The organism is Streptomyces sp. CNH287 (assembly GCF_000424825.1).
The window spans coordinates 10,252-36,484 of sequence record NZ_AUKQ01000017.1; the positions used below are offsets into that span (position 1 = coordinate 10,252).

Annotated in this window: 18 protein-coding genes; 13 read left to right on the forward strand and 5 right to left on the reverse strand. The window is 72.3% G+C overall.

Going from position 1 to position 26,233, the window contains the following annotated elements:
- The first annotated feature begins 259 nt into the window (after positions 1-259).
- The 5 genes from H299_RS0118160 to hemB are packed head-to-tail and all read left to right on the forward strand — an operon-like array spanning position 260 to position 6,255.
- Entirely contained in the window at positions 260-1,123 is an 864-nt protein-coding gene (locus H299_RS0118160; protein ID WP_027749552.1) for a redox-sensing transcriptional repressor Rex, read from the forward strand.
- Positions 1,120-2,517, forward strand: coding sequence for a glutamyl-tRNA reductase (locus H299_RS0118165; protein ID WP_027749553.1), 1,398 nt, complete (start codon positions 1,120-1,122; stop codon positions 2,515-2,517). The genes H299_RS0118160 and H299_RS0118165 overlap by 4 nt, the downstream gene beginning before the upstream one ends.
- On the forward strand, positions 2,514-3,509 hold the full coding sequence (gene hemC, locus H299_RS0118170; protein WP_027749554.1) for a hydroxymethylbilane synthase: 996 nt from the start codon (positions 2,514-2,516) through the stop codon (positions 3,507-3,509). Before H299_RS0118165 ends, hemC begins: the two co-directional genes overlap by 4 nt.
- On the forward strand, positions 3,506-5,224 hold the full coding sequence (locus H299_RS0118175; protein ID WP_027749555.1) for a bifunctional uroporphyrinogen-III C-methyltransferase/uroporphyrinogen-III synthase: 1,719 nt from the start codon (positions 3,506-3,508) through the stop codon (positions 5,222-5,224). The genes hemC and H299_RS0118175 overlap by 4 nt, the downstream gene beginning before the upstream one ends.
- Positions 5,221-6,255 carry a porphobilinogen synthase gene (hemB, locus tag H299_RS0118180; protein WP_051262602.1) on the forward strand — a complete coding sequence of 345 codons (1,035 nt, stop codon included), beginning with the start codon at positions 5,221-5,223 and terminating at the stop codon, positions 6,253-6,255. Before H299_RS0118175 ends, hemB begins: the two co-directional genes overlap by 4 nt.
- Positions 6,256-6,305: 50 nt before the next feature.
- Here hemB and H299_RS0118185 read toward each other — a convergent pair whose 3' ends face one another.
- Both H299_RS0118185 and H299_RS0118190 read right to left on the reverse strand, forming a co-directional pair.
- Positions 6,306-7,286, reverse strand: coding sequence for a pyridoxal-phosphate dependent enzyme (locus tag H299_RS0118185; RefSeq protein WP_027749557.1), 981 nt, complete (start codon positions 7,284-7,286; stop codon positions 6,306-6,308).
- Between the two features lie 62 nt (positions 7,287-7,348).
- On the reverse strand, positions 7,349-7,921 hold the full coding sequence (locus H299_RS0118190; RefSeq protein WP_027749558.1) for a TetR family transcriptional regulator: 573 nt from the start codon (positions 7,919-7,921) through the stop codon (positions 7,349-7,351).
- A 107-nt stretch (positions 7,922-8,028) separates the two neighbouring features.
- Here H299_RS0118190 and H299_RS0118195 point away from each other — a divergent pair, with 107 nt between their 5' ends.
- A complete protein-coding gene (locus H299_RS0118195) occupies positions 8,029-9,105 on the forward strand; it encodes an FAD-dependent monooxygenase (RefSeq protein ID WP_027749559.1) in 1,077 nt (358 codons plus the stop codon).
- 45 nt (positions 9,106-9,150) lie between these two features.
- Here the strand turns inward: H299_RS0118195 and H299_RS0118200 are convergent, their stop codons facing one another.
- Positions 9,151-10,158, reverse strand: a complete 1,008-nt coding sequence (locus tag H299_RS0118200; protein ID WP_027749560.1) for an MDR family NADP-dependent oxidoreductase — start codon at positions 10,156-10,158, stop codon at positions 9,151-9,153.
- A 100-nt stretch (positions 10,159-10,258) separates the two neighbouring features.
- On the opposite strand from H299_RS0118200, the gene H299_RS0118205 reads away from it, so the two are divergent.
- The 3 genes from H299_RS0118205 (at position 10,259) to H299_RS34875 (ending at position 16,368) form a co-directional block, all read left to right on the forward strand.
- Complete coding sequence (locus tag H299_RS0118205) at positions 10,259-11,176, forward strand: LysR family transcriptional regulator (RefSeq protein ID WP_027749561.1); 918 nt, start codon at positions 10,259-10,261, stop codon at positions 11,174-11,176.
- Between the two features lie 132 nt (positions 11,177-11,308).
- Positions 11,309-11,791, forward strand: coding sequence for a hypothetical protein (locus tag H299_RS0118210; RefSeq protein WP_027749562.1), 483 nt, complete (start codon positions 11,309-11,311; stop codon positions 11,789-11,791).
- A 119-nt stretch (positions 11,792-11,910) separates the two neighbouring features.
- Positions 11,911-16,368 carry an aKG-HExxH-type peptide beta-hydroxylase gene (locus tag H299_RS34875; RefSeq protein WP_158692349.1) on the forward strand — a complete coding sequence of 1,486 codons (4,458 nt, stop codon included), beginning with the start codon at positions 11,911-11,913 and terminating at the stop codon, positions 16,366-16,368.
- Positions 16,369-16,374: 6 nt separating this feature from the next.
- Here the strand turns inward: H299_RS34875 and H299_RS0118220 are convergent, their stop codons facing one another.
- The gene (locus H299_RS0118220; protein ID WP_027749563.1) at positions 16,375-17,889 is read right to left on the reverse strand and encodes an FAD-binding protein; all 1,515 of its coding nucleotides are present in this window, start codon (positions 17,887-17,889) and stop codon (positions 16,375-16,377) included.
- A gap of 289 nt (positions 17,890-18,178) precedes the next feature.
- On the opposite strand from H299_RS0118220, the gene H299_RS0118225 reads away from it, so the two are divergent.
- Both H299_RS0118225 and H299_RS0118230 read left to right on the forward strand, forming a co-directional pair.
- Positions 18,179-19,387, forward strand: a complete 1,209-nt coding sequence (locus H299_RS0118225; protein ID WP_199782467.1) for a low temperature requirement protein A — start codon at positions 18,179-18,181, stop codon at positions 19,385-19,387.
- A 153-nt stretch (positions 19,388-19,540) separates the two neighbouring features.
- Positions 19,541-20,005, forward strand: a complete 465-nt coding sequence (locus tag H299_RS0118230; protein WP_027749565.1) for a cupin domain-containing protein — start codon at positions 19,541-19,543, stop codon at positions 20,003-20,005.
- 90 nt (positions 20,006-20,095) lie between these two features.
- Here H299_RS0118230 and argS read toward each other — a convergent pair whose 3' ends face one another.
- A complete protein-coding gene (gene argS, locus H299_RS0118235; protein ID WP_027749566.1) occupies positions 20,096-21,871 on the reverse strand; it encodes an arginine--tRNA ligase in 1,776 nt (591 codons plus the stop codon).
- A 170-nt stretch (positions 21,872-22,041) separates the two neighbouring features.
- Between argS and lysS the strand changes: the two genes are divergently transcribed.
- Entirely contained in the window at positions 22,042-23,802 is a 1,761-nt protein-coding gene (lysS, locus tag H299_RS0118240) for a lysine--tRNA ligase (RefSeq protein ID WP_027749567.1), read from the forward strand.
- 141 nt (positions 23,803-23,943) lie between these two features.
- Positions 23,944-26,232, forward strand: coding sequence for a protein kinase domain-containing protein (locus tag H299_RS0118245; RefSeq protein WP_158692350.1), 2,289 nt, complete (start codon positions 23,944-23,946; stop codon positions 26,230-26,232).
- The last annotated feature ends 1 nt before the right edge of the window (position 26,233 follow it).

Consider the following 26,233-nt stretch of genomic DNA (forward strand, 5'->3'; position numbering starts at 1 on the left):
CGGCGCGGTCCGGATTCGACCGGAATTCGATTATCATCGAGGTCGTTTTGCCGTCCGGGGGCGTACATGTGAGGAGTGTGAACGCGTGTCCCCCCTGGTGTGTGTGGCGCCGGTCACGTTGACCGGACAAAGCGGACACCATCTTTGTGCACGCGTTCACAAAGGCATAGCCTGGGCGAGACGGAGCGGTCCGGGCGCGAGCGCAGTGACGTGCGCGGTGTGCGACCGCTCACCGCTTCGCGCAACCGGCAGGAGCACCGTGGCAACTGGCCGAACTCACCGACCGGCGACGACCCGGAGCCGAGGGATTCCCGAGGCCACGGTCGCGCGCCTCCCGCTGTACCTGCGCGCCCTCACCGCGCTCTCCGAGCGCTCCGTACCCACCGTCTCGTCCGAGGAACTGGCCGCCGCCGCCGGGGTCAACTCGGCGAAGCTGCGCAAGGACTTCTCCTACCTCGGCTCGTACGGGACCCGCGGCGTCGGCTACGACGTCGAGTACCTCGTCTACCAGATCTCCCGTGAACTGGGCCTGACCCAGGACTGGCCCGTGGTCATCGTCGGTATCGGCAACCTCGGCGCCGCGCTCGCCAACTACGGCGGCTTCGCCTCCCGCGGCTTCCGGGTCGCCGCGCTCATCGACGCCGACGCGACGATGGCCGGCCGCCCCGTCGCAGGCATCCCGGTGCAGCACACGGACGAGCTGGAGAAGATCGTTTCGGACAACGGCGTCTCCATCGGCGTGATCGCCACCCCGGCGGGCTCCGCGCAGCAGGTCTGCGAGCGGCTCGTGGCGGCGGGCATCACCTCGATCCTCAATTTCGCGCCCACCGTGCTCTCCGTGCCCGAGGGTGTGGACGTGCGGAAGGTCGACCTGTCGATAGAGCTGCAGATCCTCGCGTTCCACGAGCAGCGCAAGGCGGGCGAGGAGAGCCCGGCCGACGAGGCGGCGCCGCCCGTCGCCCCGCCCGCCGCGACGGTGACCGAGGTGCCCAAGGCGGTCAAGGGGCCGGTGTCCGCGAAGACGCACGGGACGGCTCCGCCCGGCGGCCCGGCCGCCGCCGCCACCGCGAAGCGCCCCGAGACGGGACCTGACGGGGACGTGCCCGCCGTGATGCCGGCATGAGTCTCCTGGTCGTCGGTCTGAGCCACCGCAGTGCGCCGGTCAGCGTGCTGGAGCGCGCCGCGCTGGAGAGCGGCCTGCGCGGCAAGCTGCTCCAGGACGCGGTGGGCACCGAGTCCGTCAGCGAGGCAGCGGTGCTCTCCACGTGCAACCGCATCGAGCTGTACGCCGACGTGGACAAGTTCCACGCCGGTGTCGCCGACCTGTCCACCCTGCTGGTCCGGCACAGCGGCGTCGGCCTGGACGAGCTGACGCCCTACCTCTACGTGCACTACGAGGACCGGGCCGTGCACCACCTCTTCTCGGTGTCCTGCGGGCTGGACTCGATGGTCGTCGGCGAGGGGCAGATCCTCGGCCAGATCAAGGACGCGCTCGCCGTCGCCCAGGAGGAGCACACCGCCGGGCGGCTGCTGAACGACCTCTTCCAGCAGGCCCTGCGCGTCGGGAAGCGGGCGCATTCGGAGACCGCCATCGACCGGGCCGGGCAGTCGCTGGTCACGGTCGGGCTGGAGACCCTCGCGGCCCGCACCGGCGGCGGCGACGTGGCCGGCTGGGTGGCGGGCAAGCGGGTGCTGGTGATCGGCGCCGGATCGATGTCCTCGCTGGCCGCGACGACCCTCGTGCGCTGCGGTGCGACCGAACTGGTGATCGCCAACCGGACCCTGTCCCGCGCGCGGCGCCTCGCCTCCGGCCTCGCCGAGGGCGGCGGCGGCCCCGCCGCCCGCGCCGTCCCGGTCGAGGACGTGCCCGCCGAACTGCCCCACGCCGACCTCGTCGTCTCCTGCACGGGCGCCACCGGCACCGTGCTGACCGCCGACATGCTGCGCGACGCCCTCGCTACGCGCGATGCGCCCGCACGGGAGCGCGCCACCGAGCACACGTACGAGCACCCCGCCGAGCGCGCCCGCGCGCCCGTCGCCCTGCTCGACCTCGCCATGCCCCGCGACATCGACGCCGCCGCGCACGGCCTCGACGGCGTCCGCCTCGTCGACATCGAATCGCTGGCGGAGGCGTCCGCGGACGCCCCGATGGCTGCCGACGTCGACGCGGTGCGGGGTATCGTCGCGGACGAAGTGGCCGCGTTCGGGGCCGCCCAGCGTGCCGCGACCATCACGCCCACCGTGGTCGCCCTGCGCGCCATGGCCTCCGACGTGGTGGTCGGCGAGATGGCGCGGCTCGAAGGGAGGCTGCGCGGCCTCGACGAGAAGCAGCTCGCCGAGATCACGCAGACCGTGCGCCGCGTCGTCGACAAACTGCTGCACGCGCCGACCGTACGGGTCAAGCAGCTCGCGGGAGAGCCCGGCGGTGCCGGTTACGCCGACGCGCTGCGCGAGCTGTTCGACCTCGACCCGCAGGCCGTCGCGGCTGTCAGCAACCCGGAACAGGAGCGGCCATGAGCACCCCCAGCAGCACCACAGCCCTCCGCCTGGGCACCCGCCGCAGCACGCTGGCCATGGCGCAGTCCGGCCTGGTGGCCGAGCAGGTGCGCCGCGCCACCGGCCGGCCCGTCGAACTCGTCGGCGTCACCACCTACGGCGACACCAGCCGCGCGGAACTGGCCAGTATCGGCGGCACCGGGGTCTTCGTCTCGGCGCTGCGCGACGCGCTCGTGCGAGGTGAGATTGACCTCGCCGTGCACTCGCTCAAGGACCTGCCGACCACGCAGCCGCCCGAGTTGGCGCTGGCCGCCGTGCCCCGCCGCGAGGACCCGCGCGATGCCCTGATAGCCCGTGACGGCCTGGATTTCGAGCGCCTGGTGCGCACCGCCGCGAGCCCGCCGCGCATCGGTACGGGCTCCCCGCGCCGCACGGCGCAGCTCAACGCCTGGGCCCGCTCGCTCGGCGCCGAGGTGGACACCGTGCCCATTCGTGGGAATATCGAGACGCGGATCGGGTACGTGCGCTCCGGTGAGTTCGACGCGATCGTCCTCGCCGCCGCCGGGCTGAACCGTATCGGCCGGATCGACGAAGCCACTGAGCTGATCACCCCGGACGCAATGCTGCCCGCCCCCGGCCAGGGGGCACTGGCGGTCGAGTGCGTGGCGACCGACACGCATCTGGCCGCCCAGCTCGCCGGGCTCGACGACCCGTACACACGGGCCGCCGTGACCGCTGAGCGAACCCTGCTCGCCGCCCTGGAGGCCGGCTGCAGCGCACCTGTGGGGGCGCTGGCCGACCTGTTGGTCGACGGGCAGGCTGCCACCGAAATGCGCCTGCGTGGCGTCGTCGGCACGACCGACGGCTCGACGCTGGTGCAGCTGTCCACCACCGGTCCCGTTCCGGCGTCCGCCGTCGAAGCCGTGTCCCAGTCCGTGCGACTGGGCCGTGAACTCGCCGACGAGATGCTCGCCAAGGGCGCGGCCGGTCTGATGGGGGAGCGAGCACTTTGAGCCCCACCGCCGCCCGGTCGTCGACGACGCAGTCCTCGACGACTCACCACCTCTACGGTGCCCACGGGCACGTCACCTTCCTCGGTGCCGGGCCCGGAGACCCGGGACTGCTGACCCTGCGCGCCGTGGAGGCGCTCGCGCGGGCTGATGTGCTGGTCGCCGACCCGCAGGTGCACGAGATCGTGCGCCCCCACACGCGAGCCGGTGTGGACACACCGCTGACCGGGGTGTCCGGGGCAGCGCGCAGCGAAGCGACACTCACCGACGAGAGCACAACTGTCCCAACTGCCCCCACCAGCGCTGGTGATTGGGCAAATATTGTCATGACGGCCGCACGCAGCGGCAAGCGGGTCGTCCGTGCGGTCGCGGGTGATCCCGGGCTCGACGCGGACGCCGCCGAGGAGATGCTCGCGTGCGTCGCCGAGGGCATCACCTTCGAGGTCGTGCCCGGTGTGGCCACGGCCGTGGGCGTGCCCGCTTACGCCGGAGTGCCGCTGCGCGACGGGCACGGTACGGACGTCCGTTTCATCGACGCGCGTACCGCCGACAACAGATGCTGGACGGAGACCGGCGCGAGCGACGCGACGGTGGTCGTCTCCACCACGCTGGAGACCGTGGCCGGCGCCGCCGGGGAACTGGTGGCGGCCGGCCGCAAGCCGGACACCCCGCTCACCGTCACCCTGGCCGGTACGACCACCCGGCAGCGCACCTGGACGGCGACGCTCGGCTCCATCGCGCAGACCCTGAAGGCGGCCAAGGTGCTGCCCTCGGGCGACGGCGGGCAGCCGGTCATAGCCGTCGTCGGCGAGCGCAGCGCGCCCGCCCAGCGCGATCAGCTGGCCTGGTTCGAGTCCAAGCCGCTCTTCGGCTGGCAGGTCCTGGTGCCGCGCACCAGGGAGCAGGCCGCCTCGCTCTCCGAACAGCTGCGCTCGTACGGCGCGGTGCCCGCCGAGGTGCCGACCATCGCCGTGGAGCCGCCGCGCACCCCGCAGCAGATGGAGCGCGCGGTCAAGGGCCTGGTCACCGGCAGGTACGAGTGGATCGCCTTCACCTCGCTCAACGCGGTCAAGGCGGTGCGCGAGAAGTTCGAGGAGTACGGGCTCGACGCGCGGGCCTTCGCCGGGATCAAGGTCGCGGCGGTCGGCGAGCAGACGGCCGGGGCGCTGGTCGACTTCGGCGTCAAGCCGGACCTCGTGCCCAGCGGTGAGCAGTCGGCCGCCGGGCTGCTGGAGGACTGGCCGCCCTACGACCCGGTCTTCGACCCGATCGACCGGGTTTTCCTGCCGCGCGCCGACATCGCCACGGAGACGCTGGTCGCCGGTCTGATCGAGCTGGGCTGGGAGGTGGACGACGTCACCGCGTACCGGACCGTACGCGCCTCGCCGCCGCCCGCCGAGACCCGTGAGGCGATCAAGGGCGGGGGCTTCGACGCGGTGCTCTTCACCTCGTCGAGCACGGTGCGCAACCTGGTCGGCATCGCGGGCAAGCCGCACAACGTCACCGTCATCGCGTGCATCGGCCCGGCCACCGCCAAGACGGCGGAGGAGCACGGGCTGCGGGTGGACGTGCTCTCGCCGGAGCCGTCGGTGCACAGACTCGCGGAGGCGCTGGCCGAGTTCGGGCAGAAGCGCCGGGCCGAGGCGGTCGCGGCGGGTGACGTGGTGAAGCGGCCGAGCGAGAAGCGGCCGACGAGGCGAAGGGCGCGTTCCTCATGAGCGGCATCGCAGGCAGCGACACGGGCAGCCGTACGGGCGGCGGCTTTCCCGCCGTCCGCCCCCGGCGGCTGCGCACCACGGCCGCGCTGCGGCGCATGGTCGCCGAGCACCGGGTGCATCCGGCCGACCTGATCCTGCCCGCCTTCGTGCGGGAGGGGATCAGCGAGCCGGTGCCGGTCGCCGCCATGCCGGGCGTCGTCCAGCACACCCGTGACACGCTGCGCAAGGCGGCCGTGGAGGCCGTGGCGGCGGGCGTGTCGGGCATCATGCTCTACGGCGTCCCGGAGGAGGAGAAGAAGGACGCGACCGGCTCCCAGGGGACCGACCCGGACGGCATCCTCCAGCGCGCCCTGCGGGACGTGCGCGCGGAGGTCGGCGACGACCTGGTGATCATGTCCGACCTGTGCCTGGACGAGTTCACCGATCACGGGCACTGCGGCGTCCTGGACGCGCGCGGCCGGGTGGACAACGACGCGACGCTCGTGCGCTACGCCGAGATGGCCCGCGTTCAGGCCGACGCCGGCGCCCACATGCTGGGCCCCAGCGGCATGATGGACGGCCAGGTCGGCCACGTACGCGCCGCGCTGGACGAGGCGGGGCACCAGGACGTGTCGCTCTTCGCGTACACCGTCAAGTACACCTCGGCCTTCTACGGCCCCTTCCGGGAGGCCGTCGGCTCCTCCCTCCAAGGCGACCGCAAGACCTACCAGCAGGACCCGCCCAACGCGCGCGAGGCGCTGCGTGAACTCGAGCTGGACGTGGCCGAGGGCGCGGACATGGTGATGGTCAAGCCGGGTCTGCCCTACCTCGACGTGCTGCGCGAGGTCGCGCAGCACGCGCGGGTGCCGGTCGGCGTCTACCAGATCTCCGGCGAGTACGCGATGCTGGAGGCCGCCGCGGAGAAGGGCTGGATCGAGCGCGAGCGCGCCATCCTGGAGACCCTGACCAGCTTCAAGCGGGCGGGCGCCGGCATGATCCTCACCTACTGGGCGACGGAGGCGGCGGGCTTCCTCCAGCGCGAGGCGCGCTGACGCGGACCCGCGGCGGGCCCGGCCCCGGGACGGGGCGGGCCCCACCGGGGTCAGCGCGCGCAGAGCTGCGCGAAGCGGTCCGTCGCGATGTTGCCGCCGGAGAGGATGACGCCGATGCGAGGCGGAGTCGCCCCGGCCCGGTCGACCCGTCCGGAGAGCAGCGCCGCCAGGCCCGTCGCCCCGCTGGGTTCGACCACGATCTTGAGGCGTTCGAAGGCCAGCCGCATCGCCCCGCGGATCTCGTCGTCGCTGACGAGCGCGATCCCGTCGACCAGTCGCCGGTTGACCGAGAAGGTCAGCTCGCCCGGCGTGTTGATGGCCTGGCCGTCCGCGATGGTGCGCGGGACGGGGACGGAGACGCGTGCGCCCGCCTCCAGGGACCGCTTGGTGTCGTCCCCCGACTCCGGCTCGACACCGATCACGCGGATACCCTCCCGCAGCCCCTTCACGGCCGTGGCGCTCCCGGCGATGAGTCCGCCGCCGCCGACCGGTACCACCAGCGCGTCGAGTTCGCCCGCCTCCTCGACCAGTTCCAGGGCGGCGGTGCCCTGTCCGGCGATCACGTGCGGGTGCTCGTACGGCGGGATGAGCGCCAGGCCGCGCTCCTGGGCCAGGGCCGCGCCGAGGGCGGCCCGGTCGCCGGTGTAGCGGTCGTAGGTGACGACCTCCGCGCCGTACCCGGCGGTGGCCTCCCGCTTGGAGCGGGGGGTGTCCTCGGGCATCAGGATGACGGCCGTGCTGCCCAGCTCCCGCGCGGCGAGTGCGACGGCCTGTGCGTGGTTGCCCGAGGAGTACGCGGCGACGCCCCTGGCCAGCTGCTCCGGGGACAGCCGGGAGGCGGCGTTGTAGGCGCCGCGGAACTTGAACGCGCCGATGCGCTGGAAGTTCTCGCACTTGAGGAAGACCTGAGCGCCCACGAGTTCGTCCAGGGTGCGTGAGCGCAGCACGGGCGTACGGTGTGCGACGCCCTTGAGCCGCGCGGCGGCCTCGCGGACGTCGTCCAGGGTGACGGGTGGTGCGGATTGCGTCATGGGCGGGCTCCCTCGGGGGGTTTGGGTGGGGTGGTCCGGGCGGGAGGTGTCCCGCCCGTGCCTCAGGCCCGCCCCGGGGCGGGCAGGAAGGCGGTGAGGACGGTGCGGATCGCGGGCTCCGGGTCGAACGGCTCCTCCGGCATGCCGATCTGGTGCAGCATCAGCCCGTCCAGGTAGTCGAACAGGCTCCGGCAGTGCGCCACGGGCGCAGGTGACCCCAGCTCCCGCAGCCACTCCGCGCCCCACACGGTCAGCGCGTTCCGGCCGCGCGTGAGCGGTGCGCGTACGGAGGGCCGGGTGATGCCCTCCAGCAGCAGTGCGTACCGGGCGCTGGTCCGGGCGCGGCCCGGCCCGAGGAGGTGCAGGACGATGCGGGCGAGGGCCGCCGCGAGGGCGTCCGCGTCCGGCTCCGCCGCCCACGGGCCCGCGAACGCCTCCCAGTCGCGGTGGTCGAGGGCCTCCAGGTGGGCGACGACGCCGTCGATCAGGGCGTCCCGGGTGCGGAAGTGGTTGGACGTGGTGCCCGCCGGCACGCCTGCGGCCTGGTCCACCGCCTGGTGGGTCAGTCTGCGCAGTCCGCCGCTGCCCAGCACCTCGACCGCCGCGTCCAGGGCCTCCTCGCGTCTGCCGGGCATCGGCGCACTCCTCGCGTTCCGGTCTGTGGTTCGTCGCTTCGTCGGGGTCCGCGCGGGGTCGGCAGCCTGCTTCTCCGCGAGCACTATAAAAATAGTACCCTACGGGCATGGCTCATTCAGCGATCATCGTCGGCGGCGGCATCGGCGGGCTCGCCGCCGCCCTTCACCTGCGCGCACACGGCTGGGACGTCGAGGTGCGCGAGCGTGCCGACGGGCTGCCGGAGACCGGCACCGCCCTCGGCATCTGGCCCACCGCGCTCCAGGCGCTCGACGCCCTCGGGCTCGGCGACACCGTCCGCAGCCTGGGCCGGGCCCAGTCCGGCGGCGGGATCGTGCGGGCCGACGGCAGCCGCATCGCGGATGTCGACGTCGCCCGGATGAAGCGGCGGACGGGCGACACCGTGCACCTGATCTCCCGTGCACCCCTGCTCCGCACGCTCGCCGCCCCGCTGCTGGCGGACGGCGTGATCCGCTTCGGCGCGCCGGTCTCCGACATACGCCGGCTGACCGGCCATGACGTGGTGATCGCCGCCGACGGACTGCACAGCCGGTCCCGCACGCTGCTGTTCGGTGACGAGTACGGCACCCGGTACACGGGCGTCACCTGCTGGCGCGGCACGGTCGACGGGGACACCTCCCGCGTCGAGGAGACCTGGAGCACCGCGGCGCGTTTCGGCACCACCCCGCACGCGGTGGGCCGCACCAACTGGTTCGCCTGCGTCCGCGCCCCCGCGCACGCCCCGGCCCCCGGCGGCGAACTCGCCGTGCTGCGCGCCCGCTTCGGCGACTGGCACCCCGGCGTACGCCGCGTACTGGACGAACTCGGCAAGGACGGCGGCGCCGAGGTGCTGCGGCACGACCTGCACGACCTCGCCCGGCCGCTGCCCAGCTACGTCAGCGGACGCATCGCCCTCATCGGCGACGCCGCCCACGCCATGACCCCCGACCTGGGGCGCGGCGCGTGCGAGGCGCTGGTCGACGGCGTCGCGCTGGCCCGCGAGCTGACCACGCACCGGGCGGTCGCGGACGCGCTGGCGGCGTACGACGCGTTGCGCCGTCGCCCGACCCAGCGCATGGCGCGCGGCGCGCGGTTGCTCAACCGGGCGGTGCACACCCCGGGCATGGCGCCCCTGCGCAACGCGGTGGTCCGGCTTGCCCTGGCGGCGGGCCCGCCGCCGGGGTGACGTGGACGGCGGGCACGGGTGCGGTCACGGGCACGGACACTGCCGTCAGCGCGCGTCGCTCCGCACGATGATCTTCCCGGTGTTCTCCCCGCGCAGCATGCCCAGGAACGCGTCCACGATGTGCTCGAACCCGTCGACCACCGTCTCGTCCAGCGCGAGCCGCCCGCTGTGCAGATGCGGCACGGCGAACTCGTACAACTCCTCCTGCACATCCTGGTAGTTGCGGACCAGGAACCCCTCCATGCGGAGGCTCTTCTCCACCACTTCGGAGTGGTTGATGCGCGGCGCGGATGGGTTCGGGGTGTTGTACTCGCTCATGGTGCCGACGCGGACGATCCGCCCGAACTCGCGCAGCCCGCCCACCGCGGCGGCCAGCTGCTCGCCGCCGACGTTGTCGACGAACACGTCGAAGCCGCCGGGTGCGGCCTTGCCGAGCAGCTCGTCGGCGGGCCCGTCGTGGTAGTCGAAGACGGCGTCGTACCCCACCTCCCGCACCAGGTGTGCGGCCTTCGCCGCCGAGCCCGCGCTGCCCACGAGCCGCCCGGCGCCCAGCAGCCGGGCGAACCGCGCGGTCGCGGTGCCGACCCCGCCGCCGGCGCCCGACACGAACAGGTCCTCGCCCTCCTGGAGCCGGGCGATCCGGGTCAGGGCCACGTACGCGGTCAGCCCGGTGCCGCCGAGGAGGCTCAGGTGCGCGGACAGGGGCACGCCCTCGAGCGCGGGCAGGCGCCGGATCTCGTCGGGGGTGACCAGGGCGTGGGTGCGCCAGCCGTGCCGGTGGAAGACGATCTCGCCCTCGGCCAGCTGGTCCGTGCGTGAGGCGACGACCCGCCCGATGGTGCGCCCCTCCAGGGGGCGGCCGAGCGCGAAGGCGCCGGGCACGTCGTCCATCAGCTCGCGGTGGTAGGGGTCGACGGACCAGTAGAGGTTCTCCACGAGCGCGCCGCCGGGCGGGGGTTCGGGGAGTGCGGACTCGGCGAAGGCGAAGTGCCCGGCGGTCGGGAAGCCGTGGGGCCGGGCGGTCTGGTACACGGTGAGCGCGGTCTCGTTCATGGACGGAACGCTAGGACGGGCGCCGGCCCGTGGGCAGCCCGTGGGGCTCATGCGACGTACTCTTGCATGAGCAGTTCTCATACATGGAGGTGAGCGCCCCGTGGCCGGTACGACAGACGCCGATCTCGCGCCGCACGAGCTGCGGGTCCTGGTGGCGGTCGCCGACTCCGGCGGCTTCTCGGCCGCCGCGCAGCGGCTCGGGCTGACCCAGTCCGCGGTCTCCCACTCGGTGCGGGGCAGCGAGCGCAAGATCGGCGCCGTCCTCTTCGACCGCGGCCGTACGGGCGCCCGCCCGACCGCTGCCGGGGCGCAGGCCGCCGCGTACGCCCGCCGCGTCCTGCGGCTGCTGGAAGTCCTCGCCGCCGAGGCGCGCGGCGCGGCCCGGCCCGACGCGGTGGAGGGGCCGCTGCGGATCGCGGCGTTCCGCAGCGCGGCCCTCCACCTGCTGCCCCCGGTGCTGGAGCGGCTGCGCGCCCGGCATCCGCAGCTTGAGCCGCAGGTGCGGATCGTCCGCGAGGTGGGCCCCGGCACCGCGGGTGAAGTGGCCGCGGGGAAGGCCGACGTGGCCATCGCCACGCTCGGCGGCTCCACGCCGCTGCCGCCCGGCCTCGTCACGGCCGCGCTCCTGGTGGAGCCGTACGCCCTGGCGCATCCGGCGGGCCACGCCGCCCCGCGCTCGCTGCCGCTGGTCGACTGGCCCGAGCACTGCTCCTCGTACACCCGCGACTGGTGGGCCGCCCAGGACTGGATTCCGGCGGCGACGGTCGAGGCCGAGGACGACGGGGCGGTGCTGTCCCTGGTGAGCGGGGGGCACGGGATGGCGATCATGCCCGCGCTCTCGCTGGCGGACGCGGGGGAGTCGGTCGGGATCAGCGACCTCGGACCCGCGCGCCCGACGCGCGAGGTCGGTTACGTCACCACGCCGGAGCTGGCCCGGTCCGCTGCCGTGCGCGCCCTGGTGCGTGAACTGCGCGCCGCGCTTCCCCCGGGCACACCCGCCCCCACCCGTACGGGCTGACCAACCGGTTCCGGGGCGGGTCTGACGGCGGGGGAAGCCCCGCCTCACGTCGTCGTGATTCTGTCAGTTCGCTGACGTTGTCCCGCTCTTCGTCGCTATCGTCGTAAAGGGTTCACGGCGAAGGGGGGCAGGATGCTCGACCAAGTGCTGTTGGCGTTGGCGGCTTCAGGTGGGACGGCGGTGGTGGCGGCAGCCGGTACGGACGCCTGGGGAGGGGTGCGTGAGGCCGCTGCACACTGGTTCGGTGGGGGTGATGAGGAGCGTGAGCGGGCGGAGCTGGAGCGGCTGGAGCAGACGGCGATCGCCATGCGGACTGCCGAGCCGACCGAGGCGGAGCGCGTCCGAATCCGCCAGGTGGCCGCCTGGCAGGATCGCTTCGAAGCGGCGTTTGAGGCACTTGACGGGGCGCAGCGGGAACAGGCTGCGGAGCGATTGCGTGGCGTACTGGGGAGATCTGTGCCGCACGGCGGTGCAACCGCCGGGGCTGCGGGCTCGGCCATCGAGGGTGACCCCCTCTTCCGGGCCGACAACGGGTCCGTCTCTGCTGGCGTGATCAACGTGAGTGGAGGAATGCATGTCAGCTCCCCTTCGAAGCCGGCTCCGTCCCAGGGCTGAACGGACCGGCCTACGCAAGCCCCTCGTTCGCGCAGTCTCCGTACACAGAAGTGTCTGTCCCCCTGGCGGTGCCGCAGCGCAGGGTGGCGTCTGACCGGCTGAGAGGTCGCGACAGCCTGGTGGCTGAACTGACCGAGTCCGCAACCCGGCGTGCCGTTGGAGAGCGGGGGTTGCCGGGGGTCCGGCTGCTCGCAGGGATGGGTGGGTGCGGCAAGACCTCCGTCGCGCTGGAGACGGCCCACCAGCTCACGGCGGCCTCAACACGGGTGTGGTGGGTTTCCGGAACGGACGCCGAAAGCCTGTCTTCGGCTCTGCGATCCGTGGCTTTCTCCTTGGGTGCACGCGCTGCCGACTTCATCGGGGCTCACCCGGCGGATGTGCTGTGGAAGCACCTCGACAGTCTCGCTACTCCCTGGCTGCTGGTCCTCGACAACGTTGACGACCCGGCTGTGCTCGCAGCGGAAGACACCCGTGCGGCAGACGGCCTCGGCTGGCTGCGACCACCCGCCCGTCCCTGGGGAACCGTGCTGATCACCAGCCGTGAGTCACGTCCCGAAAGGTGGGGGCGCTGGGTCCGGATGGTCGGTGTCGATCTGCTCTCCAGCGAGGACGGTGCTGACGTGCTGCTCGACTTGGCGCCGCGGGCGGGGACGGTCCAGGAGGCCAGGGAACTCGCAGATGACCTAGGGGGGCTGCCGCTCGCCATCGACCTCGCTGGTTCGTATCTGGCGCGGGCGCTGGAGGATCCTTGGCCGTCGCCTTCGACACCGGCTACGTTCACGGCCTACCGTCGCACGCTCGGTGCACGTCTGGCCGACGTGACCTCGGATCCGGACATGGATCTGGGCCCGGACGAGCGGGCACGACGTACGCTGATGAGCACGTGGGAACTGTCCCTCGACCTGTTGCACCGGCAAGGAAGCGATCTGGCCCGTCCGCTTCTGCGGCTGCTTTCCGCCCTTGGGCCGGCTCCCATTCCGTACCAGGAGCTTCTCCATCCGAGATCACTTGCTGACAGCGGTCTCTTCCCCGACGCGTCGCAGACACGGCTCCATGCGGCACTACGCGGTCTGGCCGGGCTGAAGTTGATCAACATCGAAGCAGTGCGGGACGCCCCGGACATGCACCGCAGGTCGCCGACGAGATGGCTCACCATTCATCCGCTGGTTCGTGCGGCCAGCAGGGTCCATGTCGACTTCACCGCACGAACACCGCAGATACTCGGCCTCGTCACGGCCCTTCTGCGACGGAGTACCCATTCCCTGGAGGAGGGCAGGCAGGCTGACTGGCCGCTGTGGTGGGCTTTCGCGCCACACTGTGTCTCCGCCCGCACCCTGCTTGCCGCATGCGAGCACAGTGTCGCCGTGGACGCGGGTGTGGTCATGGCAGCCACAGAGCCCGCGGCTCGTGTGGGGCGGTACTACATCTACCTGGGTATGTACGGTGAGGCCATCTCCGAGCTGAGCTCCGTCGGTGCCGCGAGGGAGCGGCTGCCTGGTGACGACCACCCCGCGAAGATCGCAGTCCAGCTCGACCTCGCCTGGGCGCTGCGCCTCAACGGCGATTTGAGGGAATCGGATGCGCTCTACCAGGAACTGATCAGGCGGGGAGAGCGTGGCTTGCCGGAAGGGCATCCCTTCGTGCCCTCGGCCCGCTCCGGTCGGGCGCGCACGCTACGCATCCTTGGGCGGTACGAGGAAGCCGAGGCCGAACTGCGTGCGTCACTCGCCATGCGATTGCGTGACTCGCAGTCCGATCCACGTGGCATTCTGCGAATCCGCCATGAACTGGCCTTGCTCGCATACAGAAGAGGCCATCTCCAGGAGGCCGCCACCGAGTTGGGTGACGTCTATCGGCGGACCCGGAGCATCGCCGGTGACGGCGACTCGGACACTCTCACTGTCGGCGCCGATCTCGTGCGCACGCTGCGTGAGGCAGGACGGGCTGCGGAAGCGGAGCGCCTCGCCGAGGACGTCGTGCGGGATGCCCTCGCCGCGTTGGCAGCCGATCACCCCCTTGTGCTCCTCGCCCGGCACGAACGTGCCCGGACCGTGCGGGACCACGAGTCCGATCCGACTCTGCTGGAACGGGCGAAGGAAGAGTTCACTGACGTCTGGGAGATTTGGAAGCGCCAGTTCGGGCCGAACCATCCGAATGCCCTCGCTGCCCAGCACGAACTCGCGACGGTGTGGCACCTGCTCGGACGCCCCGAACTCGCCGCGGACCACTTCCGCGTCGTGCTGGAGGCCGTCAGGCGACGTCTTGGCGAGCACCACCCCCATGTCGCGGTCTGCGCAGCCAATCTCGCGGCGGTGCTCACCGAACTCGATCGGGAGGGCGCTCCTTTGCCTGCTGTGACGGACCCTGGTGGGGCGTCCGTTGGCCCCGGCGGTGCGAAAGCACCACGAGGAGACACGTACATGGACGAACCAGTGGACAACCAGGATGGTCCGTCGACCGGTGTGGCCGATCTGACGGGGTTCTCCTTCGAGGAAGCTCTCTGCGGCCAGGGGTTACAGGCCCAACCGACGGCGTCGGCCCGGCTGGTAGCGCGGTTCGCCCTGCCGCGTCAATCCCGAGGTGGCGATTCATCAGACGAGGCGGGGGTGTCAGGTGGTGGGTGGGTCCCCCGCACTTATCGTCCTGCGCCTCGCAGCGAGACCGGACCAGAGCTGTTCGAGCACACGACGCTGCCTCTCACCATCGACAAGGGCGCCGTGCGCAAGCTGGCCATGGGCAGGGAGAACAGGGCCCTGATCTCGTCTCTGCGCAATCAACAGCTAGGTGTGCGCACGCTCGCACTGGGGGAACTCCTCCATCAGATGGAAGCGTTGGCGATCCACGCTTCGGATGTGCCGCTGCAAGCCGGTCCCGTCCGGAGCCTTCTTCTGGCTGCCCATCGAGCTGACCCCAAGGCGGTTGCTGAAGTTCTGCTTCATCCGGCTGTCGGCCGCTGGATGAGCCGAAACCTGCAAGTCCTGTTTGCTCTTCCTCAGATGTCGCAGACGTCACCTGTCCCGCCGATGACGGACCTTTCTCATGTGCACTCCATTGCGGCGGCGGCGGCCGTCAGAGCAGGTCTCACGTTCTCCCTCCCCGTCCCACTGCGCGAAGGTTTCGCCTATCTACCCACGCTGGGCGCCGCTGACCTGCGCTCGGCCAGGAGCGCCACCGCCCGTGTCGAAGCCGCCGGCGACACCGTCGTGATCAGCGCAGTGGATGCTCGGGTGCGGCTTCCGGCGTCGGGCGACTCCTCCCCCGACGGATGGCTCCCGGTTCGGCGGGTGACCACTCTTTCCGGCGACGGCGGATTCGCCTTCGTCCTCGACGACCTGGACCCTCATCGGGAAACGGCCGGGCCGGTGGCGCCACGCCGCCTGGAGCTGTCCGAGGTCGACGACTGGCAGCGTCTGACTCGACACGCGGGTGCCCTGCTGAGGCGAGTTGACCGTCGGCAGGCAAAGGCGCTCGCGATGGCCCTCACCGCTGTCACGCCCCGGTCGAAGACGCGAAGTGGCTCCGTGTTCTCGGTGTCGTCCAGTGAGGCGTTCGGCGGCGCAGTGATCACCGAACCACCCGGCCATGTCGACTTCGCGGCCTCCCTCGTCCACGAGTTCCGGCACATGAAGCTGAACGCGGTCATGGACTCCCACAACCTGTTCGACGAGGACGGGGACGAGGTGGAGGAGGGAACCGGCGAGTTGTTCTACGCCCCATGGCGTGATGACCCGCGTCCCTTGTACGGCTACTTCCACGGCGTCTTCGCCTACTTCGGCGTGGTCGACTTCTGGCGGCGGCTCACCCATGAGGCCGACGATGACGAGGTGCGGCGACGGGCCCAGTTCCAGCTGGTCCACTGGCGTACGCAGACCTGGGATGCCTACGAGGTATTGCGTTCATCCCCTCGGCTCACGACCGCAGGGGGTGAGTTCGTCGCCATGATGGGGGACAGTGCCACGACCTGGACGGATCATCCGGCCGTGCCCGACGACGTGGCGACCCTCGCCGTCGAGGCTGTCGTGGCCCACCGCTGTCGCTGGCGGTTGCACTACCTGTCACCGGACGCCGCGGCCGTCGCCGAGCTGGCCGAAGCCTGGGCGTCCGGAGCGTCCCGTCCGCCCCGCTCGAACTTCGGCGGCGATCTCTACCGTGACGGCGCTACCGCCCGGCTACACGCCTACACGTCAATGCTTTGTCGCGCAGCGGTCGATCCACTGCTCCGTGGCGTCCTCGAAGGCGGGATCGATGCCGCCGACCGGGCGCGCATTCTCGGTGATCTCGGCACCGCGATTGATCTGTCCGTCGGCCAGGTGATGCGGTGGCCGCGTCGGGAGGAACCTTGGGCGCGACTTGGCCTTGCTCTGCGCAGGCCGAGTGCTGCGGGCTTGTCCGAGATGCCCGACCCAGTCATGGCCGCACGAGCGCTGACTCACCGACCGGAGGTCGTCCGAGCCGTCCATGCCCATATCTCAGCTGCCACGGGCACGCTGCCGGACCCGGTCGCCCTGGCGGCGTGGATCGGTGCTCGGGACGGTACGGGCGACCTGCCCGGCCTTCCGCGGACAGGCGAGGGCTGACCGGGCCTAGACGAAGATCCGCTGGCCCGGGGTGAGGATGCCGTGCGGGTCGAAGCGGCGCCGTGCTGTGGCTACGAGCGGCCACGTGCGGCCGTAGTGGTCGCGCCAGTCCCGGCGGTGGAAGGGAACGGAGCCGACCGGGTACTGCTTGCCGCCCCGGTTGCGCACCGTCTCGTACGCCTGGCGGTTGGCCGCCAGGAGGCGCCGCACGGTGGCCGTGTCGTCCGGCTCGCAGGCGCGGAGGACGGCGAGCAGGTAGGGGGCCGGGTCGTCGGGTACGCGCAGCAGTTTCGTGCGCAGGCGCTCGCGTTGCAGCGGGTAGAGGAGGACGACGCCGCCCGGCCCGACGTCCTCCGGGGTGAGGCGGGCGAGGAAGTCCTCCGCCAGGGGCCGCACCGCCGTGCCGGGCAGCAGCAGGTTGAGCCACGGGTGCGCGTAGTCCCAGGTGCCCGCGGCGCGCTGCCCGGCGATGACGGGGCCGAGCCGGTCCAGGAAGTCGTAGTAGTCCAGGTCCTGGATCTGCGTGCCGCCCGGGTCGTGGCGCAGGCCGCGCAGCAGCCGGGCGTCGTCGGGGACCGGCCCGGCGGGCGGCCCGTAGGCGACGGCCTCGATGAAGTAGCTGCGGTACGCGCCGGACCCGTCGGGCGCCACCTGTCCCTCGACGTAGCTGAAGCGGCGCTCTTCGACCAGGCGGCGCTGGTCGGCCAGGAAGGTGCCCAGGTCCGCGTACGGCAGCAGGTAGTGCCGTACGGTGCGGGGCGCGCGGACGAGGCGGAGGGTGGCGCCGACGATGATCGCGCACTGCCCGAGGCCCGCGCGGACCGCGTCGAAGAGGCCGGCGTGCCGGGTGGGTGAGCAGTGCACGAGTTCGCCCGCCCCGGTCACCACCTGGAGCGCGGTCACCGTGTCCGTCTGGGCGCCGTGCCGGTGGGTCTGGCCGCCGATCCCGCCGACGGAGAGGGTGCCGCCGACGGAGAGTTCGAGGTAGTCGGTGAAGACGGGCGGGGTCAGCCCGTGCGACGCGAGCGTGGCCCGGGTGACCTCGCTCCACTTGGCGCCCGCGCCGACCGTCACCGTGCCCCGCCGCACGGGGCCGATGTGCGCGAAGGGGGTGGTCTCGATGACGAGGCCCGCCTCGGTCTGTGCCTGGCCGTGCGTCATGTGGCCCTGGCCGCGCGGCGCGACGGGAATCCCGTGGCGGCCGCAGAAGCGGACCATCGCGACCACGTCGTCGACCGAGCCGGGCCGCAGCACGGCCCACGGCGTCCGGTGGACGAGGTGGCCGTAGTCGTCGGCCGCGGCGGCGAGGGCGGCGTCGTCGGTGCGCAGCGTCCCGTCCAGCGGCGGGAGGTCCGCGAGCCGGGCGGGCGGCCGGGGGCCGTCGGTGCCGCGGTCGGTGGCCCAGGCGCGGGTCGCCGGGTGGAAGCCGGTCACCGCGGTGGAGGCCGCCGCGAGTCCGGCGGCCCCCGCGAGACCGGCGAGGCCGTGCAGGGCGGTGCGGCGGGTCGGCTGCGGGGGCATGCGGGAGTCCTCTCGGCGGGCGGGACGCGGTGGGGGCCGTTGGCGGGGGCCGTGGCGGCGCCTGGCACGCTACGCAGCGGCGCGGCTCGCACGGGCGAGCGCGCCGGGGTCGGCTCGCGGGTCATCCGTACGCCAGCGGCGGCCACCGGTTCGGCCGACAGCCGCGCGTCCCGCCCGTCGCCCCTCTGCCCCCCCGGCTGCCCCCCTCTGCCGCCCGCCCGCCGGTGACCCGCCGCTCGGCCGGACGCGCCCCGCGTCGCCGATCCGTACCGTATGTCACGCTATCGCCGTGAACGGGACCCGTGGGCTGAAGCGCTTCGAGGAGCAGTACGAGGGCGGCGGGGTGACCCCGCTGGAGCTCTTCTTCGACCTGGTGTTCGTGTTCGCGCTGACGGGCGTCACCGCGTTCATGGCCGAGGACCTGACCTGGCACGGGGTGCTGCGCGGGGCGCTGATCTTCGGGCTGCTGTGGTGGAGCTGGGTGTGCTACTCGTGGCTGGGCAACGTGGTGCGCGCGGACGAGGGAGCCGCCCGGCTGGCGATGCTCACCGGGATGACCGTGATGTTCGTGCTGGCCCTGGCCATCCCGGAGGCGTTCGACGACGCCCCGGGCGGCGTGGACGGGCCGGTGGTCGTCGCCGTCTGCTACTTCCTCTTCCGCGCCGTGCACCTGCTGCTGTTCTGGTTCGTCGCCGCCGGGGACCCGGGGCTCCGCGGGCAGCTGCTGCGGTTCTCGCCCGCCATGCTGTCGGCGACGGTGCTGCTGCTGATCGCGGCGGAGAACCGGGGCGACGCGCAGACGGCGCTGTGGGGGGCCGCGCTGGCCTGCGACTACCTGGGCAACTGGCTGGGCGGCGCGCGCGGCTGGCGCATCCGCTCGGCCGGGCACTTCGCCGAGCGGCACGGGCTCATCCTGATCATCGCGCTGGGGGAGTCGATCGTGGCGATCGGCGTGGGGATGGCCGAACACCCCATCTCCTGGCCGATCGTCGGCGCCGCCGTGCTCGGTCTGGTGCTGGCCTCCGCCCTGTGGTGGGCGTACTTCGACGTGACCTCGCTGCTGGTCGAACAGGCCTTCGCGGCTGCCTCGGAGGCGGAGCGGCCACGGCTGGCGCGGGACGCGTACAGCTATCTGCACCTGCCGCTGATCGGTGGCGTGGTGCTGCTCGCGCTGGGGCTGAAGAAGGTGCTGGAGTACGTCGGGGACACCGCGCACCACGACCTCGCCGACGCGCTGACGGGCGTTCCCCTGATCGCGCTGGTCTGCGGCGTGACACTGTATCTGCTGGCGCACGTCCTGTTCGTCTGGCGGGTCCTGCGGGTGCTGAACGCGGCGCGGGGGGTGCTGGCCGTCGCCCTGCTGCCGCTGCTGCTGATCGGGCCGCACATCCCGGCGGTGGCCACGCTCGCGGTGCTCGCGGTGGCGATGGCCGGGCTGGTGGCGTTCGAGACTGCGCGCCTGGCCGAGGACCGCGACCGGATTCGGCACGCCCACTGACGCGGCGGAGCGGGCAGATCCGGCCAAGGTGTCCGCCGTCTCTGGCGGGGCCTCTCCGCGCGATGTAATGATTGAATCGTCAACTAAATTCTCCCGGTGCGACGGCAGCCGCCTCGGACCGCCCGCCGGGAAAGGGGATGGGGAGAACCTGACATGAGCAGTGCCCTCATACGGAACCCGGGCGACGGCACGGCCTACCGCTACTACGACACCACGCACGAGCAGGTCGTGACGTCCGCCGAGACCGGCGGAGCGGCCACCGTCCTGCGCTTCACCATGCGCCGCGGGGACGCACCGCCCCTGCACACCCACAGCCGGGAGGACGAGAGCTGGGTGGTGCTCTCCGGCCGCGTCCGGTTCTGGGTCGGCTCGACCTCGCTCGACACCTGCGAGGTGCACGAAGCCGAGGCCGGCGCGTACGCCTACGGCCCCCGTCTCGTCCCGCACACCTTCGAGCCGGTGACGTCGGCCGCGGAGGTCCTCGTCATCAACAACCCCGGCGCCGTCGAGGGCTACTTCCGGTCCGTCGGACCCGCCGACGCGCGCCGCGACGCGGAGCACGCCGACCTCCTGGCCAGGTACGGCCTCGTGATCCTGGACGGCCCGCCGCCCGCCTGAGAGCCTGCCGCGCGCCCCGCTCCGTCCCGGCCGGGCTGGACGGCACCGGCCGGACCGCCTCGGCCCGGCCGGGTCAGGGGCGCACGGCGCTCACAGCTCCGCGGGAGTGCGGATGCCCAGCAGCGCCATGCCCTGGCGCAGCGTGCGGGCCGTCAGCTCGCACAGGAACAGCCGGTTCTCCGTCTGCACCTGCCCGCCCTCCGCCTTCAGCACCGGGCACTTGTCGTAGAAGGCCGTGAACAGCGACGCCAGCTGGTACAGGTACGCCGCCAGCTTGTGCGGCTCGTACGCCTCCGCCGCCTCGGCCAGGGTGTCCGCGAAGGCGTCCAGGTGCAGCCCGAGCGCCCGCTCGGCCGGAGCCAGCGCCAGCTCGGGGTGCGCCACGGGCCGCGCGGCCTCCCCGGCCTTGCGCCGGATGGACCGCGTACGGGCGTACGCGTACTGGAGGTAGACGCTGGTGTCCCCGTTGAGGGAGACCATCCGGTCCAGGTCGAAGACGTAGTCCCGGGTCAGGGAGTTGGACAGGTCGGCGTACTTGACCGCGCCGATGCCCACCTCGGTGGCCCGCTCCTGGATCTGCGCCTCGGTCAGGCCCAGGTTCCCGCTCTTCTCGCGCACGACGGCCGCCGCCCGCTCCACCGCCTCGTCCAGCAGGTCGACCAGCCGGACGGTCTCGCCCTCACGTGTCTTGAACGGCTTGCCGTCCTTGCCCAGCACCGTGCCGAACGGCAGCTGCCGCGCCACGCCCTCGGGCAGCCAGCCCGCCCGGCGGGCGGTCTCGAAGACCATCCGGAAGTGCAGGGCCTGCCGCGCGTCCACCACGTAGAGCAGGGTGTCGGCGTGCAGGACGCCGATGCGGTCGCGGACGGCCGCCAGGTCCGTCGCCGCGTAGCCGAAGCCGCCGTTGGACTTCTGCACGATCAGCGGGGTCGGCTTGCCGTCCGGGCCCTTGACGTCGTCGAAGAACACGCACAGCGCGCCCTCGGAGCGCACCGCGACACCGGACTCCTCCAGGTCCTTCACGACCTGCTGGAGTTCGTCGTTGTAGGCGCTCTCGCCGACGACGTCCGCGTCCCGGATCTCGACGTCCAGCTGCGCGTAGACGTCCCGGAAGTAGATCTTCGACTCGTCGACGATCTTGTGCCACAGCTCCCGCGTCCGCGCGTCGCCGGCCTGGAGGTCCACGACCCGGTCGCGGGCGCGCGCCTTGAACTCCTCGTCGGAGTCGAAGCGCGTCCGCGAGGCCTTGTAGAGCCGGTTGAGGCGGGCCATCGCCGCCTCGCCGCTCCCCCCGGCCGCCGCGTCGGAGGCGTGGTCCAGCTCGTGCGGGTGCTCGATCAGGTACTGGATGAGCATGCCGAACTGGGTGCCCCAGTCCCCGATGTGGTGCCGCCGGATCACCCGCTCGCCCCGGTGCTCCAGGATCTGCGTCACCGCGTCCCCGATGACCGTGGAGCGCAGGTGGCCGACGTGCATCTCCTTGGCCACGTTGGGCTGCGAGTAGTCGATGACCGTCACCCCGGGGTGCTGCGCGTACGGCACACCGAGCCGGTCGTCGTCGGCGCGCGCGGCCAGCGTCCGCATGATCGCCTCGTCGGCGAGCGTGATGTTGAGGAAGCCGGGGCCGGACACCTCGACGGACTCGATCCCGGTGCCCGCGGGCAGCGCCTCCACGACGCGCGCCGCCAGCTCGCGCGGGTTGCCCCCCAGCTTCTTGGCGAGCGCGAGCATGCCGTTCGCCTGGAAGTCCGCCCGGTCGCTTCGGCGCAGCAGCGGGTCGGCGGCGGCGGCCTCCGGCACGGCGGCCGAGAGGGCGTCCGCGAGGCGCTGGTGGACCGTGGCGGCGAGGGAAGGGACCGAGGTCATGAAGAGCTAACCGTTCCGTCGGGCGGGCGCGGGTGCGCGCAAAGGATTCCGCCAGTATCCCACGGGGCGTCCAGGCGTTTTCGGAATGGGAGAATGGGGCTGTCAGACCGCTCAGCCAGCCGCTCGGCCCGATCAGCGGGGCGGCGAGGAAAGAGAAGGAAGTGCCGGACGTGGCGGACACCACCCCCGAGGCCGACTGGGTCTCCCGTATCGCCGATGACGTCATCGCCGAAGCGGAGCGCCGCGCCGAGGGGAAAGCGGAGCCGGTGAAGGTGGTGTGCGCGTCGGGGCTCAGCCCGTCCGGGCCGATCCACCTGGGAAACCTGCGCGAGGTGATGGTCCCGCACCTGGTCGCCGACGAGATCAAGCGGCGCGGCGTCCCGTGCGAGCACCTGATCTCCTGGGACGACTACGACCGGTTCCGCAAGGTCCCCGCCGGCGTCGCGGGGGCGGACGACTCCTGGAGCGAGCACCTCGGCAAGCCGCTGACCTCCGTCCCGGCGCCGCACGGCAGCCCGTACGCCAGCTGGGGCGAGCACTTCAAGGCCGCGATGGAGGACTCGCTCGCCGAGCTGGGTGTGGAGTACCGCGGGATCAGCCAGACGCGGATGTACACCTCGGGGGAGTACCGCGAGCAGGTCCTCTTCGCGATGCGCGAGCGGGCCCGTATCGACGCCGTACTGGACCGCTACCGCACGCTGGAGGCCACCGGCGCCAAGCAGCCGGGGCAGCAGGGGCAGAAGGGCAAGCAGCAGAAGCCGAAGGACGCTGCGGAGGTCGAGGCGGCCGAGGGCTCCGGCGCGGCGGCCGAGGACGACGGCTCGGGCGGCAGCGCTTACTACCCGTACAAGCCCTACTGCACCGCGTGCGACCGGGACCTGACCACCGTCACCGCCTACGACGACGAGAGCACCGAGCTGTCGTACGAGTGCCGGTGCGGCCACCGCGAGACGGTGCTGCTGAGCGAGCATCGCCGCGGCAAGCTGGTGTGGAAGGTCGACTGGCCGATGCGCTGGGCGTACGAGGGCGTGACCTTCGAGCCCAGCGGAGTCGACCACCAGTCGCCCGGCTCGTCCTTCGTGGTCGGCGGGCAACTGGTGCGCGAGATCTTCGGCGGCATCCAGCCCATCGGCCCCATGTACGCCTTCGTGGGCATCAGCGGCATGGCCAAGATGTCCAGCTCCAAGGGCGGCGTGCCCACCCCGGCCGACGCGCTGGAGATCATGGAGGTGCCGCTGCTGCGCTGGCTGTACGCGCGCCGCAGGCCGAACCAGGCCTTCAAGGTCGCCTTCGACCAGGAGATCCAGCGCACCTACGACGAGTGGGACGCCCTGGTCCGCAAGATCGCCGACGGAGCCGCGCAGCCCGCCGACATCGCCGCGCACCTGCGCGCCTCCAGCACCGCCGCCGGACCGCTGCCCGGCACGCCGCGCCCGCTGCCCTTCCGTACGCTCGCCTCGGTCGCCGACATCACGGCGGGCGCCGAGGAGCAGACGCTGCGCATCCTCAGCGAGCTGGACCCGGCCGACCCGGTCCGCTCGCTGGCGGAGACCCGGCCCCGGCTGGACCGCGCCGAGCGCTGGATCTCCACCCAGGTGCCCGAGGACCAGCGCACCCGCGTGCGGGAGACGCCGGACGAGGAACTGCTCGCCGGACTCGGCGCCGAACAGCGCGCGTCACTGCGGCTGCTGCTCGACGGGCTGGACGAGCACTGGTCGCTCGAAGGGCTCACCGCGCTGGTGTACGGCGTGCCGAAGGTACGCTCCGGCCTCGCGCCGGACGCCAAGCCGACACCCGAACTCAAGGTCGCGCAGCGCTCCTTCTTCGTGCTGCTCTACCAGCTGCTGGTCAGCCGTGACACCGGGCCCCGGCTGCCGACGCTGCTGCTCGCGGTGGGCGCGGACCGGGTGCGCAAGCTGCTGGGGGCGTGACGGGGGCTCCGCTGCCGGGCAGGTTCGGCCGGGTTTTTCCGGGCATCCTTCGCCCGGTCCGGTAGACGACAGCCAGCGGGCCGGCGGGCAGCAGCGCGGACGACGGGTTGAGCATGGGGGGCATGTGTGCAGGCAGGGGTGGTGCTTGATGACCGGTACGAGCTGCTCAGGAGACTGGGCGGCGGCGGGATGGGCGACGTCTGGGCAGCGTTGGACCGCTCCATGGACCGTCCGGTGGCCGTCAAGCTCGTCCGCGACGGCGGGAGCGAGGAGATGGCCTCCCGGCTGAGCCGGGAGGCCAGGGCCGCTGGGCGGCTGGTGCACCCGCACATCGTGGCGGTGCATGACCACAACAGCACAAGGGTCGACGGCCGGCCCACGGAGTACGTGGTCATGCAGCTCGTGCCGGGCCGGTCCCTGAGCGAGCTGATGGCTGCCGACGGCATCCCGGAGCCGCGGCAGGCACTGCACTGGGCCGCGCAGGTCGCGCACGCGCTGGAAGCCCTGCACGCACCGGACGTGCGCATCGTCCACCGTGATCTCAAGCCGGCGAACATCATGATCACCCATGGGCTGGTGAAGCTGGTCGACTTCGGCATCGTCCGAGTGACCCGCACGGATGCCGCACCCGGTACGGATCTGACCGCCGGGCGGCTCATCGGCACCGCCCAGTACATGGCGCCCGAGCAGTGCACGGGCGCGGCGGTCGACGGCCGAACGGACCTCTACGCGCTGGGCTGCCTGCTGTTCGCCATGCTCACGGGAGAAAGCCTCTTCCCGGAGGATCTCGATCACCTGCCGGTGATGTACCGGCAGGTGCACGAGGCGCCGCGCCCGCCGAGCAGCCTGCGGCCCGGCATTCCACCGGCACTGGACGCCCTGGTACTCCAACTGCTGGCGAAGGCTCCGGACGACCGGCCGAGCCGCGCCGCGGAAGTCCGCGGCCGACTCCTCGCCCTGGCCGACGCTTTCCCCACTCCGGGCGCGCCACCTGTCGGTGCGGAGCGGGCGGCACGCCGCGTGTGGACCCCCACCCTGCGGGAGGCCCCGGCCGTCGAAACGGCCCCGGTCGTCGAAACGGCCCCGGTCGTCGAAACGGCCCCGGCTCTCGAAACGGCTCCAGCCGCCGGACCGTCCCCCGGGCGGCGTGCGACCGGCGCGCTCGCCGCCCGTCTCCAGCGGGCCCTGCGGGTCGCCGAGGAGGCCGGGAAGGGCTACCGGAAGGACGCCGCTGCGGTGGACCTTCTCCAGGAAGTGATCTCCGAGCTGACCGGGGAGCTGGGCGCCGACAGCGCTGACGCCCTGCTCGCCCGCCAGGAGCTCGCCAACTGCCTCGACCGGTCCGGGGCTGCCCCTCAAGTGGTCGAGCTGCGGAAGGAATTGACCGTCGCGCTGGTGAGCGTATACGGCCCGGCCAGCACACAGGCATTCGAAGCCCGAGCCAAGCTCATCGCCGCCCTCGCCCGGCAGGGGGACACGAAGGGGTCGATGGACCAGAGCCGCGAGCTGGCCGCCGATCTCGTCCGCTCGTACGGCGGGGAGGACGCGCGGGCTCTCGACGCGCGCAAGGAACTCGCCGAAGCCGCCCGGGACAGTGGTGAACACGATGAAGCCGCGGCGGTCTGGATCGGGCTCATCCCTGACGCGACGCGTCTCGGTGGCCCGGACAGCCGGCTGGCCGCGTACGCGGTGCGGCAGCTCCAGCAGTACATCGACGACGATCAGCCCGGCGCGGGCGTGCGGCTGTGGCGGGAGCTCCTGCCGGATCTCACCGAAGCCCCGGCGCACTCCCGGACGCTCGCCGCGCGCGAGGAGCTCGCTGTCGCGAGTGGCAGACGGATGGGGAAGTTCGCCGTCGCGCAACTGTGGGCCGATCTCGTCCCCGAACTGGGGCGGGTACATGGCCCCGATGCTCCGGACACCCTGGACGCCCGCCGGAATCTGGCCCGAGCGCAGAGTTCCTGCGGCGGCGCAGGCCGGTCCGCCGCGTGCTGGCGCGCGCTCGTCGCCGACCTCACCCGTGTCTACGGCACGGACCACGCCGATACCCTCGGCGCCCGCCGCGAACTGGCGGAGCAGTCCCTCTGGGCACCGGGGGCTGAGGAGGTGAGGCTGTGGGAGGAACTGATCCCCGATCTCGCCCGCGTCCACGGCGAGGACAGCAACGAGGTATTCAACGCGCGCAACTCCCTCGCCCGGAGCACCGAGCGGGCCGGTGACCTCCGAGGGGCCGCGGAAATCAGACAGCGGCTCATCCGCGACGTCGCGCGCAGGGAGGGCCCGGAGGACCACCTGACGATCATGGAGTGCAGGGAGCTCAGCCGCCTGGAAGGCGCTGCCGCCATCCGCGAGGCGGTGGCACGCGAACTCAAGCGGCTCTATGGAGCCGCGCCGACGAAAGCGGCGCGAAAGGCCCTTCGGGGAAGGTGAG